The 15952-nt window shown below is 47.1% G+C and carries 12 protein-coding genes; 1 reads left to right on the plus strand and 11 read right to left on the minus strand.

What is annotated here, in order from left to right; translation table 11 throughout:
- Window positions 1-2 precede the first annotated feature (2 nt).
- The 10 genes from C4S60_RS13945 to pflA form a co-directional block, all read right to left on the minus strand.
- The gene (locus C4S60_RS13945) at window positions 3-938 is read right to left on the minus strand and encodes a glycosyltransferase family 2 protein (protein ID WP_103880972.1); all 936 of its coding nucleotides are present in this window, start codon (window positions 936-938) and stop codon (window positions 3-5) included.
- Entirely contained in the window at window positions 935-2338 is a 1404-nt protein-coding gene (locus tag C4S60_RS13950) for a lipopolysaccharide biosynthesis protein (protein WP_103880973.1), read from the minus strand. The genes C4S60_RS13945 and C4S60_RS13950 overlap by 4 nt, the downstream gene beginning before the upstream one ends.
- Complete coding sequence (locus tag C4S60_RS13955) at window positions 2338-3504, minus strand: glycosyltransferase (protein ID WP_103880974.1); 1167 nt, start codon at window positions 3502-3504, stop codon at window positions 2338-2340. Before C4S60_RS13955 ends, C4S60_RS13950 begins: the two co-directional genes overlap by 1 nt.
- Window positions 3501-5201: an asparagine synthase-related protein gene (locus C4S60_RS13960; protein WP_103880975.1), complete on the minus strand. Its 1701-nt coding sequence runs from the start codon at window positions 5199-5201 to the stop codon at window positions 3501-3503. Before C4S60_RS13960 ends, C4S60_RS13955 begins: the two co-directional genes overlap by 4 nt.
- A gap of 240 nt (window positions 5202-5441) precedes the next feature.
- Window positions 5442-5843 carry a hypothetical protein gene (locus C4S60_RS13965; RefSeq protein ID WP_103880976.1) on the minus strand — a complete coding sequence of 134 codons (402 nt, stop codon included), beginning with the start codon at window positions 5841-5843 and terminating at the stop codon, window positions 5442-5444.
- A gap of 139 nt (window positions 5844-5982) precedes the next feature.
- Complete coding sequence (locus C4S60_RS13970; protein ID WP_103880977.1) at window positions 5983-7515, minus strand: SpoVR family protein; 1533 nt, start codon at window positions 7513-7515, stop codon at window positions 5983-5985.
- An 11-nt stretch (window positions 7516-7526) separates the two neighbouring features.
- The gene (locus C4S60_RS13975) at window positions 7527-8798 is read right to left on the minus strand and encodes a YeaH/YhbH family protein (RefSeq protein ID WP_103880978.1); all 1272 of its coding nucleotides are present in this window, start codon (window positions 8796-8798) and stop codon (window positions 7527-7529) included.
- Between the two features lie 78 nt (window positions 8799-8876).
- Window positions 8877-10811, minus strand: coding sequence for a PrkA family serine protein kinase (locus C4S60_RS13980; protein ID WP_103880979.1), 1935 nt, complete (start codon window positions 10809-10811; stop codon window positions 8877-8879).
- 287 nt (window positions 10812-11098) lie between these two features.
- Window positions 11099-11599: a YfbU family protein gene (locus C4S60_RS13985; RefSeq protein ID WP_103880980.1), complete on the minus strand. Its 501-nt coding sequence runs from the start codon at window positions 11597-11599 to the stop codon at window positions 11099-11101.
- Between the two features lie 223 nt (window positions 11600-11822).
- The gene (gene pflA, locus C4S60_RS13990) at window positions 11823-12563 is read right to left on the minus strand and encodes a pyruvate formate lyase 1-activating protein (protein WP_103880981.1); all 741 of its coding nucleotides are present in this window, start codon (window positions 12561-12563) and stop codon (window positions 11823-11825) included.
- A gap of 257 nt (window positions 12564-12820) precedes the next feature.
- Here pflA and C4S60_RS13995 point away from each other — a divergent pair, with 257 nt between their 5' ends.
- The gene (locus C4S60_RS13995; protein ID WP_103880982.1) at window positions 12821-14701 is read left to right on the plus strand and encodes a methyl-accepting chemotaxis protein; all 1881 of its coding nucleotides are present in this window, start codon (window positions 12821-12823) and stop codon (window positions 14699-14701) included.
- Between the two features lie 53 nt (window positions 14702-14754).
- Here C4S60_RS13995 and C4S60_RS14000 read toward each other — a convergent pair whose 3' ends face one another.
- The gene (locus tag C4S60_RS14000) at window positions 14755-15735 is read right to left on the minus strand and encodes a lipid A deacylase LpxR family protein (protein ID WP_103880983.1); all 981 of its coding nucleotides are present in this window, start codon (window positions 15733-15735) and stop codon (window positions 14755-14757) included.
- Between the last annotated feature and the right edge of the window lie 217 nt (window positions 15736-15952).

The raw sequence follows: 15952 nt of genomic DNA on the forward strand, positions 1-15952 counted from the left end.
TTCTACATAACCATTGCTGTTTTCACCATCGCTTTGAATCGTTTCATGCTTGGGTAACAGATAAAGGTTTCCAGATGCTTGAAGGTGCGTTGTGCGTAGTTCTTGTGCTCGTTAGCATACTCGCAATACGCATCCATTAGTCGTCCATCAACAAAGCGCTTTACATCAGGACACTGAGCGGAGGCCTCGCTCATGTGACGTTCTGCGATGATTTTCATCGCCTCAATTCGTTTGGGAATATTGGAAGATACACTGCCCTCACGCATCAGATAATACATTTGGATAGCCGAGGTAAAACCAACCTCACCAACTTCACTCAGCTTCAGCCATAAATCCCAGTCACTGGCGCTGGGTAGTGTGGTGTCAAACCCGCCAACGTCAAGATAGGCGTCGCGGCGGCACATCACAGACGAGGTTCCGACAATGTTCTCTTTAAACAGTATGCTGGTGGCGTCTATTAGGCGTTGATATTCGCCATTGTCTTCTCGGTTTTTTACATACTGTTGAAACTCTGGCCAATAGTCAAAGCAGGGAATGATTAGCTCCTGAGCGCTATTGATGTGTTCATAGTTAGTAAAGCTCAGAGACACCTCTGGATGCTGAGCCATAAAACGGACCTGTTTCGACAATTTGTCTGCAGTCCAGGTATCGTCGGCGTCAAGGAATGCAAGGTAATCTCCCGTGGCCACTTCTACCCCTAAGTTGCGGGCGGCGCCCGGACCAACGCGATGACCCCTGACGAGTATGAGGTCTGTTCTGGTGTTCATCAGTTCCTGAATATACTCGAGAGAACCGTCGGTCGAACCATCATCAATGATGATAACTTCCTTCTCGACCCCGACTTGCTCGTCGATACTGTTCAGGCAGGCAGGCAAGAAATCCAGACAGTTGTAGTTGGGTATGATAATGCTGATGAAAGGTTGCTGAAGTGAAATCATTTTTGAGCTCCTTGTTGGCAAACTATCGATTTATCTGAGGATTCTGTCCAATGGGAGTAACTCCAGACTGCGAGCCCTATGCTTTGCAAAACCATGGCTAACCACATAGCCACCACGGATGGATTGGCGGCAATCCAGCCAGCAATCCAGGCAACATGAAGGGCTATTGGCAGATATGACATGGGCAGCGATAAACGCTGTTGGCTGGCGCGGTCGAACAGGACAGCACGCACGGTATATAAGCCGATAAAGCAAAACACGACGCCGCTGAGTCCATAAATCAGGCTAGAAATGGTAAATGTCACCATGGCGATGACAGCCATGACAGCATTGATTTTAAGGACCACTCTGGGTTGCTTTTCTACATAGCATCCAGTCGTCAACGTATGGGATATCTGCTTAAGTGCCATACCGAGAGCAAGCCAGGGTATCCATTCTGCGGCCTGGTGATATCGGGGTGGGAACCAGTGCTCTATGAGCCATGGAGCAACGCACGCTATACCCATCGCAAACCAGAGGGTTGCATGACACATGCCTTCCGCAATGCGGGCGGTTTTTTTCATGCCGCCGGGTTCGTTGAGGATCTGGAATCGCTTCGGAAACCACCACAGGGTTAAGGGTTCACATAAGAAGGCGACAATCAGCGCGAATTGCATTGCCAATGCATACTGAGCCAGAGTGTCCAGCCCCAGTGTTGCTGCCAGTATCCAGCGTTCCGCACCTGAGGCTGCAAACAGCAGTATGCCTGAGGCGATCAATGGGATGCCGTAATGGCGCAGTTGTTTTGCCACCTGAGGATCCCAACCAATCGGAACCGTTCGGTATTGATGAATGATGAGCACAGTGGCGAGGGCGGTAGACGATAGAAGGCCCGATAATAAGACCCCTGTAACTCCCATATTCCACTTCAGAAACAATAGGGTCATTAGCGCCTGCAGTACGGCTTTACCGCTGGTAACGACAAAAAACAATCTTGCGTTATCAATGAGTCTTAACCATGTTAGCGGCATATTGATTGCAGCGCTGATGATCAGAGTGCTCAGTGTCAGCACCAGGTCAATAGTGCTGATCGACGGCCATGTCGTCAGGATCAGCCAACAGACTGGCACGGACAAAATGACTGCCCATAACGCGATGATCAGCTGTTGCAGTGTTGCGGTACTATTCAGGGTGTTAAAGTCCTCGCCCTTTGCGTCACCAGCATAACGATAAAGCGCTTCTATCAATCCAAAGCCAATGATTATCCCGCCTATGTTCAATACAGAAATCCACAGGTCTAAGGCGCCGTAATCATGAGTGTCCAAAGCGCTGGCAACGATGGGCAGCATCAGGAAAGAGACCCCCTTCATCAGAACCAGTCCGGCAGCATAGTAAAGAGACTGTTGAAGTGCTTTACGCATTAGCAAGCTCCTTCAATAGCCTTGGCTAGTTGGATACCACTAACTGTGGCGCTATAAAAATGGCTGACCCGATTGCGCGCCCTTTGCACCAGTTTCAATCGCTCAACTTCGGACAGAGAACGCATTGCAGTGATCGCTGTAGCCAATTGTGGTGGTGCTTTAGGAGGCACCAGCACACCCGTATCCTCAGTCACCATTTCCTCACAGCCCATAAATTGGCTGCAAATAACCGGGAGACCTAATGCCATCGCTTCTTTTACCACGACAGGGCCCGTGTCCCTGTCACCGTTTTTTGCTTCGCAAAACGGGGTACAAAGAGCAATGTAGTGAGCTGCGTTCGCAATGATCCACTCCGCGTGCCGGCTTCCAAGAAAATGAATGTATTCATCTATTCCCAGCTTTTTGGCCAGTGTGTTCAGGTCAGATTTTAGCTCTCCGTCTCCAACCAAATCGAGTTGAGGCCTGTCGGACTCGGGAAGCAGAGCAAGGCCTTCAAATAGATCGGACAAGCCCTTTTTCTCGGTTAAGCGACCCACAAACAGCAATCGGCCGTTGTGCTTGGCGACAGGGCGAAATGGGTAACGCTGTAATTCAATGCCGCAAGCAACAAGGTGTACCAAAGAAGTGGGGGATAAGTTTCGAAAACGTTGCTGCATATCTTTGCAAACCGCAATGGCAAAGGAAGATGAAGACAATTTGAGCGGCAGGTCTGCTGGTTGTGCATAGACATCAAAGCCGTGACCAACAAAAGATACCTGACAGTCGAGGAGTTTTGCGGCCGTAATGGCCGTCGCCGTGGTGTGCAGGGCAAAATGGGCGTGCAGATGGTCACAGTGCTGTTTTCTTGCGATGTAAGCCAACTGGCCAGCGCTGCGTATCAGAGACTTTTTGGGAAGCCCGGTTTGTTGCAACACAAACCTTATCGCTTTACAACTGCGTATCGGGGAACGTAACCAACTTGAGAGTGCCTGAATCAATGAAACATGAGTAATGGTTCTTGCTTCATCGACCAGAGCGCTGTCGGCGGGTTGACCACTTCCGGGGTTGACGTTAAAAGCCAAAGGGCGCACTCGATATCCCTGAGCTATCATTGCTCGCATTTCCGTTCCGACAAACGTCTCTGATAGCACAGGGAAATCACTTAATACGTAGCCGAGCGTTTTCATAGTTCAGACTCCTGTCCGGCGTGTTTACGTGATGAAGACGATGGGGCTCCCAGTTTTCTGAAGTGGGCCCAAACTGCGCTGTAGCCAAGCGTCGGTAAGTGATTACGAATATGTTGCAAGTCATGCTCTTCTTTGATGTTCAGATGGCACTGCATTTGATCCAGACTCGACTCCAGTTGAGTTGCTGAGACGTTGTCTGACAGGGATGCATAACTGAAAAGCGGCGCCGTCTGTTTGCCCCAGCGGTTGACGCCAAGTCGACTAGCCAGTGCAGGATAACGATAACTGAGGGGAAGGCCTTTGCTCAGAGGTTTATCCGTTTTATCCCAGCGAATAGACGCCAGTTTCGGTGCCAGTATTTCAATGGCTTTACGATGGAAGGTACTGCTCAGTTTAAAACGAACGGGCAGGTGCGCCATATGGTAGAGGGCATCCTGATTCAAAAAAGGATGGCAACGGAGATAGTGCGCATCGAGCATTTGCTGGCCATTTGCCACAAAGCGTGCCACCCGATTTTGCACGTAGAAATTGTCGAGGAACATAGCGGGCGTTGAAAAGTAGTCAATATGCTCATCAATGCGATTATTCAGCTCTGCCATCATGGCTTGCTTGAATTGAGGGGCATATTCAAAGAAGGGAGTAGCAGACTTAGCAAACTCCTGCTGTATGTAACTGCGCGCTTTCCCCATCAACTGGTCTCGGGCAATAACACCCTGACCAAACAGACTGTATCCAGGAAAACCGCGATCATAATAAAAGGCTCGCGTGGTTTCGGCGCCAGTACCGGTAAGTAGGGTGCGTCCTGAGGTTAGTGAAAGCAGTTTACGGTCAAGTACAGAGTGGGCGTGGTGCAAAGGCACTTCTCCTGCTCCCAGTTGAGCCACTCTTTGTATATTTTGATACTGGGTTGGGTCTATCGACGATTGGCCGGTAAAGAGTTTCAGCCCTGCTTGCTGCGCCAGTGCGTGGGCAATTTGATAATCACCCGATTCAGGATGGCCGTAAGTTAAGGTTTCTGGTTTCTTTCCCAGTGCAATTGCAGCGGAAAGAATCAACCTTGAATCGAGTCCGCCACTTAGGGAGACCAAGGGTGCGGTGCCCTGTGAGAACGCAATTCGGACTGCTTCAACAAAGGCTTCCAATGCATCTTCGAAACGAGTTTGACTGTTGTACAGAACGGGAGAGTGGGTGCTTTCCAGTTCAATGTCAGCAAAAGCATTGATTGTTAACCGGGTACGACCTGACAGGCAGCGGATATTTTGCCAAAGGGTACATTCACCGAATAGCTGGCCAAAGGCCACCAGCATGCGCATCGATGTGTCATCTAGCTTCTCATCCTGCGACAACTCATAAAGTGTCTGACGGCTGGTGGCGACTTGGATGGTGTCACCCCCACGTTTTAACCAAACCGGGAACAGTCCGAGTACATCGGTGTTAGCTTTCACTGTTGAGTTGAGGTGATCCAGTGCCAACCAGCTACGCCCCCAGTACGCTTTGTGCTGTCCTGCCAACACATCACCAATGATAAGGCGATCCTTATCTCTGCATGCAGGGTCGCCCCAGCACAGAATGGAAAAGTTGTCTTGACGAATAATCGTATGATCGTCCACGGGGGCATCGAAAATCTGTTCGAGGTCTTTTTCCTGGAGACGGTTTATCTGCGGTTTTTTATGAACGGTTAAAATATAGTGTGCCATCCCTGAGCCTCGGTTCTGGTGTGTTTTGTAGACTCAGTGCAACAGGTGTGCCTAAAATAATATGTTTATAAAACAGTTTGTTACATTGTTGTCTGAACAGTGTTTTTGCCCATTATCATTTTGAAACCCAATTTGCTAGTGGGGCTGCTTAAACTGAGAATGTGACAAATAGAGGCGCTTAGTGGGAGAGGGTCGGAAAACAGGGGAGTGGTGCTCCCCTGGCAAAGCTTCATATTGGGATTAGCGGAGGTAGCGCGCATTGATACTGACGTACCAACGCTGAAGTTGACCGTTGGTTTTATCGACCCAAAGATCATTATGATAGAGATAAATTCGGCCATTAACGGTCAATGATAAGCTGTTGTCACCCGTTTTCTCGATACGGGCAAATTGATCGGAAGTTACAAGAAATGGTTCCAGATCGCTGATATCGCCTGTTTGAGACACGACAAAGTAAGCGAATTTGCTTCCAGCATCCGGGTCGGTTGATAACACCCTGTGAGCAACCAATGTAAATTCACTATCCAGTGGCGTTTTGAGTGTTTGTGGGCCGATGTTTTCATGGGTAGGGATGAATACCCATGCCAGTGTCGCGACTGCGATGAGGAAGACCATCAATAGGGCGTAGAGGAACTTTTTCATGTCGTTGCTTCATTCTATTCAGTAGCGTTAGCTTATGGCGGAATGGCTGAGAAATGTCAATGAAATTAAGCGGATTACCCATGACAGGCAATCCGCTTGGGCTTCAGGAAACCCCTAAGGGGAAGGGGAACCCCGAACTTTAAATACTGGAATTGTAAGGCTCACGTTTTGGGCATGTCGCCAAAATTTCACGTCGGCCAGACTCTTTCACTTCCTCCAAAATGACATCAAAGCCCCACAGACGGTATAAGTGTTTGAGAACCTCTTCATGGCTCTTATCAAGAGGAATACGATTATGAGGAATATGCTGCAGGGTCAATGAACGATCACCGCGCACATCCACATTGAATACCTGAATATTTGGTTCAAGATTACTCAGGTTATATTGAGCAGCGAGTTTCTCGCGAATCTTTCTGTATCCCATTTCATCGTGAATAGCGGATATTTCAATAAAGTTTTTTCTATCATCATCCACAATAGAAAACAGTTTAAATTCGCGCATTAGGTGGGGAGATAAATACTGACTGATAAAGCTTTCGTCTTTAAAGTTGTGCATGGCAAAGTGCACAGCTTCGAGCCAATCGCTCCCTGCCAATTCTGGGAACCACTCTTTATCCTCGTCGGTGGGCTCTTCACAAATGCGTTTAATATCTCGGAACATGGCGAAACCAAGCGCATAAGGGTTGATGCCACTGAAGTATGGGCTGTTGTAGGGGGGTTGGGCGACAACACTGGTATGGCTGTGCAAAAACTCAAGGATGAATTTGTCTGTCACCAGTCCTTCATCATAAAGATGATTGAGAATAGTGTAGTGCCAGAAAGTTGCCCACCCTTCATTCATAACCTGAGTTTGTTTTTGAGGATAGAAGTACTGGCTGATCTTGCGTACGATGCGCACGATTTCCCGTTGCCAAGGCTCAAGAAGCGGAGCGTTTTTCTCAATAAAGTAAAGTATGTTCTCCTGAGGCTCGGTTGGGAAACGAACCTTCTGATCTTCTGCAGGTGTCCGGTTCTTAGGCACGGTGCGCCAAAGTTCGTTTACCTGAGACTGTAAGTAGGCTTCGCGCTGTTCCTGACGAATTTTTTCTTCGGCGATGGAGATCTTTTCCGGTCGTTTGTAGCGATCCACGCCATAGTTCATCAGAGCATGGCACGAGTCGAGAATTTGCTCTACTTCCTCGACACCGTATTTCTGCTCGCAATCCGCAATGTAGTTTTTGGCAAACAATAGGTAGTCAATGATTGAACTGGCATCGGTCCAGGTCTGAAACAGGTAGTTGCCTTTAAAGAAGGAATTGTGGCCGTAACAAGCGTGTGCCATAACCAGTGCTTGCATCGTCACGGAATTCTCCTCCATCAGATAGGCGATACAGGGATCCGAATTAATAACAATTTCATAGGCCAGCCCCATTTGGCCATGTTTATAGCCTTGTTCGGTCTGGATAAATTTTTTGCCGAAGGACCAGTGGTTATAGTTGATAGGCATACCAATACTGGAGTAGGCGTCCATCATCTGCTCAGAGGTAATGACTTCTATTTGGTTTGGATAGGTATCCAGTTTGTAGTGCTCCGCTACACGTTTTATTTCGACGTGATAACGTTCCAGCATGTCAAAGGTCCAGTCCGGACCATCAGGCAATACCTTAGAGGTTGCTTTGGCTTTTGTAGTCATATCACGTCTCCCTATGCTGTCTCTTTATGAAACAACTCCCTAAACACAGGGAATATGTCATCTACAGAACGAATGTTCTTCATTGCAAAGTTGTCAAAGTCGTTTTCGAGTTTCTCGTACTCATGCCAGAGCGTTTGATGCGTTCTGCGGGTGATTTCAATGTAAGAGTAATATTGGCAAGCGGGTAACAACTTATTCACGAGCAGCTCACGGCAGCGAGGTGAATCATCCGCCCAGTTGTCGCCATCCGAAGCTTGGGCAGCGTAGATATTCCACTCATCAAGAGGATAGCGGTCCTCAACAATTTCTTGCATGAGTTTCAGTGCACTGGACACTATGGTTCCGCCCGTTTCCTGAGAGTAGAAAAACTCGTGTTCATCCACTTCTTTTGCCTGAGTGTGGTGGCGGATAAAGACGACTTCGACGTTTTCATAGGTTCGTGTCAGGAACAAATAGAGTAGTACGTAGAAGCGTTTAGCTATGTCTTTAGTTGCTTGATCCATGGAGCCGGATACGTCCATGAGACAGAACATCACGGCCTGACTTGAGGGGACGGGACGCTTCTCGTAATTTTTGAAACGCAGGTCGAAGGTATCGATAAACGGCACGCTGTCTATCTTTTTGCGAAGCTCTGCGATTTCTTGTTTGAGGCGATTTTCTTCCATCGGTTGAGCGGGTTCGCTCATTTGGATGTCATCGAGTTGCTGGCACAACTCATCCAGCATACGTCGTTTGCCAGCGGTCATTGCAGTGCGACGTGCCAGAGACTGTTGCAAAGAACGTACAATGGCGATATTTGACGGCATACCAGCGGTTTGATAACCGGCGCGGTGCGTTTTCCACTCCTTTATTTTGTTGATTTGGTTTTTCTTCAGGTTGGGTAGAGCGAGATCTTCAAACAGAATATCAAGGTACTCGTCCTTTGAAATCTGGAAAACAAATTCGTCCTCACCTTCGCCATCGGGGCTGGCTTCTCCCTGACCGGAGCCTCCGCCCTGTCCACCTTTAGGCGGCCTTTCAATTTTGTCACCGGTAATAAACTGGTCGTTACCGGGATGAACTCGCTCTTTAAGGCCTCCTTGACCTTGATGGAAAATAGGCTCACTGATGTCCTTGGTAGGAATTGAAACGTCTTCACCTGTTTCAGTATTCGTGATTGAGCGGCGGTTGACAGCATCCGTCACCGATTCTTTGATTTTCTGCTTATGTCTGCGCAAAAAGCGCTGCCTGTTGACGGCACTCTTATTTTTGCCGTTCAAGCGTCTATCAATAAATTGTGCCATGAGTTACTCCCTGTATTCCCCCTCACCATACAGCCACCGAGCCGTTGCCCGGGGCTGCAACTAAACAGTCAGGTGTACTTATGAGGATTTGCGAACTCGTAAGTACCACTCAGACAGCAATCGTACTTGTTTTTCGGTGTAGCCTTTCTCCATCATACGGTTAACAAAGTCATCGTGTTTACGTTGATCTTCTGACGATGTTTTCGCATTAAATGAAATGACAGGTAATAGCTCTTCTGTATTAGAGAACATTTTCTTCTCGATCACAGTGCGGAGTTTTTCATAACTGGTCCAGACTGGGTTCGAGCCTTTGTTGTTGGCTCTTGCACGCAACACGAAGTTGACGATTTCGTTACGGAAATCTTTCGGGTTACTGATACCAGCAGTTTTCTCAATTTTTTCAAGCTCTTCGTTGAGTGAGGCTCGGTCAAATAGCTGACCTGTTTCAGGGTCACGGTATTCCTGATCCTGAATCCAGAAGTCCGCATAGGTGACATAACGGTCAAAGATGTTCTGTCCGTATTCTGAGTAGGATTCTAAATACGCGGTCTGGATTTCTTTGCCAATAAACTCAACGTATCGTGGTACTAGGTAGCCTTTCAGGAACTCAAGGTATTTCTCGCCCATTTCCTGAGGGAATTGCTCGCGTTCAATCTGCTGTTCTACTACATAGAATAGGTGCACTGGGTTTGCCGCGACTTCAGTCTGATCGAAGTTGAACACTCGAGACAAGATTTTGAACGCGAAACGTGTAGAAAGACCGGACATACCTTCATCAACACCTGCGTAATCACGATATTCCTGATAGCTTTTCGCTTTTGGATCGGTGTCTTTGAGGGTTTCACCATCGTAGACTCTCATCTTCGAGAAAAGAGAGGAATTCTCAGGTTCTTTCAATCGAGATAGAACACTGAATTGGGCCAATAGCTCAAGCGTACTCGGTGAACAAGGCGCTTTGCTTAACTCACTATGGTCGAGCAGTTTCTGATAAATTTTAACTTCTTCGGAAACGCGTAAGCAGTATGGGACTTTCACAATATATACGCGGTCGAGGAATGCTTCGTTATTTTTGTTATTTCGGAACGTTTGCCACTCCGACTCGTTCGAGTGAGCCAGAATCATACCGTCGAATGGCAACGCAGAAAGACCTTCGGTACCGTTGTAGTTACCTTCTTGTGTCGCCGTTAACAGTGGGTGAAGAACTTTGATTGGAGCCTTGAACATCTCCACAAACTCCATAAGCCCCTGATTAGCCCGGCACAACGCACCTGAATAGCTATATGCGTCAGGATCATCCTGAGAAAAATGCTCAAGCTGACGGATATCAACTTTACCAACCAGTGATGAAATATCCTGGTTGTTCTCGTCGCCGGGTTCGGTCTTGGCGATGGCGATTTGGTCTAGGATAGAAGGTCTCACCTTGACCACTTTGAATTTCGTGATATCGCCACCAAACTCATGCAGGCGCTTCGCTGCCCATGGTGACATGATGGAACGCAGGTAACGTTTCTCGATACCAAACTCGCTTTTTAGTAGGTCACCATCTTCGTTGACATCAAATAAGCAGAATGGATGGTCGTTGACTGGGCTGCGCTCTCCATTTGCTGACAGCATGTAGATAGGCATTTGTTGCATCAGTGCTTTGAGTTTTTCTGCGAGAGAAGACTTACCACCCCCCACCGGGCCTAAAAGATAGAGAATTTGTTTTCTTTCTTCTAACCCCTGAGCGGCGTGTTTGAGATAAGAGACGATTTGCTCAATCGCGTCTTCCATGCCGTAAAAGTCTTCGAATGTTTTGTATCGAGAGATAATACGGTTAGAGAAAATGCGACTTAAACGTGGATCTTGTGCTGTATCGATGACCTCTGGTTCACCGATAGCGAGCAAGAGACGTTCCGCAGCATTGGCGTAAGCACTTTTGTCGTCTTTACATAGAGCTAAGAATTCTTTAATTGATAACTCTTCATCTTTTGCGGCTTCGTAGCGCGCTTGATAATGATCGAAAATACTCATAGCTGATTCCCCTTAAACCTGCAAAGCTGACCAATAACAGATATACAATGCGACTCCGTGTCAATCTTAAGACTAGTAGGGTTTTCAGATTAATGCTTAACAATTATGTATTTATTTACAATTCCTAAGCAATAGTGATGGGCGAATTATCGCTAGTCTCAACTTTAGTACGGGTGTCGCCTATGTGGGAGAAGACCGTGAAAACGTACGAAAAATTACCAGATAAATGACACCCGCTTCGGAAAGCGGGTGTGATCTTGATGGGGTTTTAAATGCTATTGAATAGCTTACGCGTTGAAAATTTGGGTAAATTCAGCGCTAGATAGATGGTATTGTCTTGGGCAGTTTCGCCATGTTGTTAACATGCGGCGATACTTGTCCAGCATAGGTACATGGCTATTAAAATGGTGGTCGCCTTTATCAAACTGAGGGTACAGACCTTCTGAATCTACTAGAAAGCGTACATAGTTGACCAACTGTGCTTCAGTTGCGATATCAAACCCCAAGAATTCAAGGCGGCGCTGATCGACGTTTTTGCGTTCGTCCTCTGACAGCATTTTATTGGACTCTTGCATTGCGTGATACATTTCCATGATATCAATGACTTCACGACATTCATCTTCAACGAGGCAGCCAAATTCTTTATTCAGTTCGCGCATTTGCAATTCGTAGCCGCGTTCTACAATGGTCTGTAAACGGCGGTATTTTGCAGCGTTCTCAGGGTTCATCTGAGACATCAGGTAGTATTGGTTGGACAGGATTAGACGTTGAGCATTTGTCATTTCCATTTCTTAAAGCCTCACTAGCAATTTATTGTTATACCCAAGTAACCTCTAGATACGGGATTCAGCGAGATTTACTTAGCTATTTAAGTTTACAAAGTAAATAGGATTAGTGACAGAGTAACAGTATCTGTATCAGTTATAACATGATCTCAACACGGATTTGCCACAAAAAAACGCGCTTTCTAGCGCGTTTTTTTCGTGTTAAAGGAGCGTGCATGGCGAACGATCAATACTTCACGTTGTCGGTGTACTGCAGCAGGATATTTTGGATGGTATCCATGACTTCTTTCTTAGGTGGGTCAATACCTTCAAGCGGATAGTCGAAACCCAGTGCTTCCCATTTATGTGCACCCAGTTTATGGTACGGAAGCAGTTCAACTTTCTCAATATTGTCCATGTCCTTGATGAACTCACCCAGCATATGTGCCGCTTCGGCATCATCAGTGTAGCCAGGTACGACAACGTAGCGAATCCAGGTCTTTTGACCGATTTTGTGCAGGTAGCGAGCAAAATCAAGAACACGACGGTTAGAAACACCGATAAAGTCCTGGTGGATTTCATCTTTCATGTGTTTGAGGTCAAGCATAACCAGATCAGTGGCTTCCAGAACTTCATCAACAACATCGGTATGCTTACGAATATAGCCATTGGTATCCAGACAAGTGTGAATACCTTCTGCTTGAGCGGCACGGAAAAAATCACGCACGAACTCAGGCTGAAGCATTGCCTCGCCACCGGAGCATGTTATACCACCACCAGAAGCGTTCATGAAGTGGCGGTATGATTTCGCTTCGCTGATCAACTCATCCACTGTGACTTCTTTGCCATCATGAGTATCCCAGGTATCGCGATTGTGGCAGTACATACAACGCATCAGGCAGCCTTGTAAAAAGACAATGAAACGGATGCCCGGGCCATCTACCGTACCACAAGATTCGAATGAGTGAATGCGACCAGTTGTTGACATATGCTCTTCTCTAGTAACTATTTTTACCCGTTATTTTATTACAAATCCGCGCCCGGCAACAGGAAAAGTGGCAGTACATTCATAGTATCGATAGATGAAAAAACTCTGCTGTTGCTCATTGGTTTAATATGTTATAGCGTTGTTAATTAAAATATTAATAAAATGGAACGCAGTTTGCTTATTCGCATAACTTATTAATAAACATGGCTGGGCCAGGGAGCTCAGTTAATTGTAGCCGTTGCTGTATGGAGTATCGCATGGAAGTGGCATTGTCGCAGAAACAGAAAACATCCTTATCTATGATCACACTTTGGTCAGGGTTCATCATTTTGGTGCTTTTTATTTTTAATTCACTGTCGTCATTGAGTGGAAAGTTTATCAGCAGTAGCCAAATGGAGAGAGCCAGTGCCCATCTAGCGACAACACAAGTTAGGTTGCTCGAAACTGTGAATCAGCGCTCAGCGCTCACCTCTGACACAATGGACGCTTTTGAATTGAGCCTGGAAGAGTTAGAGCAAAGTGCTGAACTCGATTGGCGTCACTTGGAGACAAATGGATTTATTACTGAAAGTGAAGCCATTCAGGGGACGTTAGAACGGTTCATATTCAACATTAGCCCCTGGCTATCACTAAAATCCGAACTGGGCTTTCATGTGAATGATGGTCTCCTTGGTCAGCTTCAGCAGAACAATGCCAGAATCAACGCCGCGATTAAAGAAACGGGGATGGTGACGCTCACGTCCGACTTTCAAAAAGTCGTGACGACATTGCAAGAGTACCTGATTGAACCGGTGGAGCAGAACGAAAAAGGATTTAAACGCGCTTTGGCTGGCTTCGTCAATGCGTCCAACAGTTACGCGATGCTTGAGCTTTATGAAGCAGAGGTGAAAGCGCTTGACTTGGGCTTTAAACGTGTCGTGGAGCTAACAGGCACGTTGGTCAACCTTGAACAAAAACTGGAGCAAGCTCAGGCGGAAACCCTGAGTTCTTTCACCGCAGGTGCCAAGGTATTAAATAACCAGGCCCAGACGCTTGGTAGCCAGGCCGCTGAAGTGTCGAGCGTCACTCAAATTTCTGTGGGGGTCGCTTGCTCGCTACTCGCATTGTTTACTACCGCGATATTTCTGACCTCCAATTTGTCGCTATCGCGTTCGGTTAAACAAACTCTCGCTACGCTCAAACTGGTCGAACAGGGCGATCTTTCTGCCAGAATCTCGGTAACGAAAAATCAACGTGACGAGTTTAATCAGCTTAAACAGGCTATCAATATCAGTTGTGCCAACCTTGGTACGCTGGTGGAAGGCGTGAAAACCAATAGTCAGAAGCTGTCGAGTAACTCTGGAGAGTTGGATACCAGTATTACTCAACTCGGCCGACATCAAAGTGAAGTGATGGACCAAACCCAATTACTTGCTTCTGCTACCGAAGAAGTTAGCGTCACCACACAGGAGATTTCCAACTCTCTGGAACATGTCGCTTCAATCAGTCGTGCTTCGGCAGAATCTGCACAGGCGGGCGGTGAGATTATCGTAGAGACTATTGCCTCTTTTGAAGAGGTTGGGGTGATCCTGGAGCATGCAACGTCACATATCGAACAGCTTGAGCAAGCATCTCAAAAAGTGGATTCGGTGATGGAAATCATCAACGGTATTGCAGAGCAAACCAACCTACTTGCCCTTAATGCCGCGATTGAAGCCGCAAGAGCAGGGGAGCAGGGGCGCGGGTTCGCAGTGGTTGCTGATGAAGTGAGAAGTCTGGCCGTCAGAACGGTACAGGCTGTCGAAGAAATCTCCGGTACTATTGACACCATGAAGAATGAAAGCGCACAAGTGATTCAGTTCATTGAGCGGTCTGATTCATCGATGCAGCTTGGACGTGAGCAGGGTGGTCAAGCTAAGAGTGCCTTAGAACTGATACTCAGCAAAGCTCAGGAAACCAGTGCGCAAACCGAGGTGATCTTCGCGTCAGTGAAAGAGCTTGCAACGACATCACAATCCATGGCCAGCAGTATGGCCCAGATTAATGAATCCATGGCGGAGCTGGAACAAGGCAACCAAAGTCTAAAACAGACCAGTGACCTGGTTGACAAACGTTCCACCGAGCTGTTTGAAGAGTGCTCTAAGTTTAAAACGGCTTAGTCACGTTTAACGGTAGGAGTTCGCTCTGGTTTGATAACCAGAGCGGGTGAGGATCAGAAAAATGCAAAGAATGAGAGACCACCATTGCCATTGATTAAGCCCGGGGCTTCTTTATATTCGGTAGTCTTAGAAGCAATAAAGGTATTGATACCGACATATTGATTGTACCAGGCCAGACCCAATACGGCTTCTGCCTGAAGGGGCTGCAAAGTTACATCATAAGCTTCACTGGGCTCTGGAATGCCGGGCCGATCGCCCTGAATGGTGACATCATTAAATCGATAGCGTGCCTTCAGACCAAAGTAGCTAAACCAACCTCTATTAGAAGCGCCTATCATTCCGGCTTTGAATGGGTTTTCGGTGCTGATATTCGCTGAGCCGAAATTACCTCCCAAATCGGTGCCCCAGCGCAACATCGCACCCGTAGAGACATCACTTCTGAAATTGCCCAAATTCGCTTCTGTGACGTTGGATATTTCCCAGCTGGTACTGCCAGAAGCAGGTTGTCGTTTCCAGTTGAGGTGAGTCAGGTAGCCAATGCTGCCTGCAAACTGGTCCTCGATTTGATACGCCCAACCGTTAGGCTCTTTGGAACCAACAAGAGAATGTACAAGCTGCTGAGCTTTGTCGGCAAACGAGCTTTCACCGGTCGCTCCTAACGTGAGATTAAAGCGCTGGGCCTGCTGTGGGTGAAGACTGATATAGTTGAGCTCAGCATGGAAGTATCCAGCATAAGGACGGTCATTGGCTATGGGTTCTGTTGACTCGATATCAGAAGGGGTCCACATTTTGTGCCCCAGCTGAAATTCAAATTTGTCCACCGAGTTAGCCCCCCAATAGGAAAGGCTCAAAGGGCGAAATAGCGAATATGGGCTAATGGCGCCTGTGGTGTAGGACAAAAAAATACCATTGGTATAGTCTTCGTCGGTGCCAAAGATACCATCGTTGTCGATGGAGAAAGAGACCGTAGAGCGCTCTGATGAGAGTGCACCAGCACTGAATATGAGCGCGGTCATTAGGGAGATGTATTTCATTTTTGGGTCATTCTCTTCAAATACGGCTAGTAGAGATGCGTTGGTTGAAGAGATAGTGACACGTTTAGGAATTTGGCGTCAGTGATCTGAGAGTGAAAACAAATCAATAACTTTGCGAAATTGTAACCAACCCTTAACCGGTGAGAATTAACAAAAGGTATTGAGAGGTAGGCATAAAAAAACCTCGCCGAAGCGAGGTTTTTATCTCAATCAGTAT

The organism is Vibrio hangzhouensis, assembly GCF_900107935.1.
Taxonomy (GTDB): domain Bacteria; phylum Pseudomonadota; class Gammaproteobacteria; order Enterobacterales; family Vibrionaceae; genus Vibrio; species Vibrio hangzhouensis.

What these genes read in the sequence shown, in the direction of transcription:
- C4S60_RS13995 (WP_103880982.1), top strand. Translation starts at nt 12,821, where the DNA reads ATGGAAGTGGCATTGTCGCAGAAACAGAAAACATCCTTATCTATGATC.
- C4S60_RS13970 (WP_103880977.1), bottom strand. Translation starts at nt 7,515, where the DNA reads ATGACTACAAAAGCCAAAGCAACCTCTAAGGTATTGCCTGATGGTCCG.
- C4S60_RS13965 (WP_103880976.1), bottom strand. Translation starts at nt 5,843, where the DNA reads ATGAAAAAGTTCCTCTACGCCCTATTGATGGTCTTCCTCATCGCAGTC.
- C4S60_RS13955 (WP_103880974.1), bottom strand. Translation starts at nt 3,504, where the DNA reads ATGAAAACGCTCGGCTACGTATTAAGTGATTTCCCTGTGCTATCAGAG.
- C4S60_RS13950 (WP_103880973.1), bottom strand. Translation starts at nt 2,338, where the DNA reads ATGCGTAAAGCACTTCAACAGTCTCTTTACTATGCTGCCGGACTGGTT.
- C4S60_RS13980 (WP_103880979.1), bottom strand. Translation starts at nt 10,811, where the DNA reads ATGAGTATTTTCGATCATTATCAAGCGCGCTACGAAGCCGCAAAAGAT.
- C4S60_RS14000 (WP_103880983.1), bottom strand. Translation starts at nt 15,735, where the DNA reads ATGAAATACATCTCCCTAATGACCGCGCTCATATTCAGTGCTGGTGCA.
- C4S60_RS13960 (WP_103880975.1), bottom strand. Translation starts at nt 5,201, where the DNA reads ATGGCACACTATATTTTAACCGTTCATAAAAAACCGCAGATAAACCGT.
- C4S60_RS13975 (WP_103880978.1), bottom strand. Translation starts at nt 8,798, where the DNA reads ATGGCACAATTTATTGATAGACGCTTGAACGGCAAAAATAAGAGTGCC.
- C4S60_RS13985 (WP_103880980.1), bottom strand. Translation starts at nt 11,599, where the DNA reads ATGGAAATGACAAATGCTCAACGTCTAATCCTGTCCAACCAATACTAC.
- pflA (WP_103880981.1), bottom strand. Translation starts at nt 12,563, where the DNA reads ATGTCAACAACTGGTCGCATTCACTCATTCGAATCTTGTGGTACGGTA.
- C4S60_RS13945 (WP_103880972.1), bottom strand. Translation starts at nt 938, where the DNA reads ATGATTTCACTTCAGCAACCTTTCATCAGCATTATCATACCCAACTAC.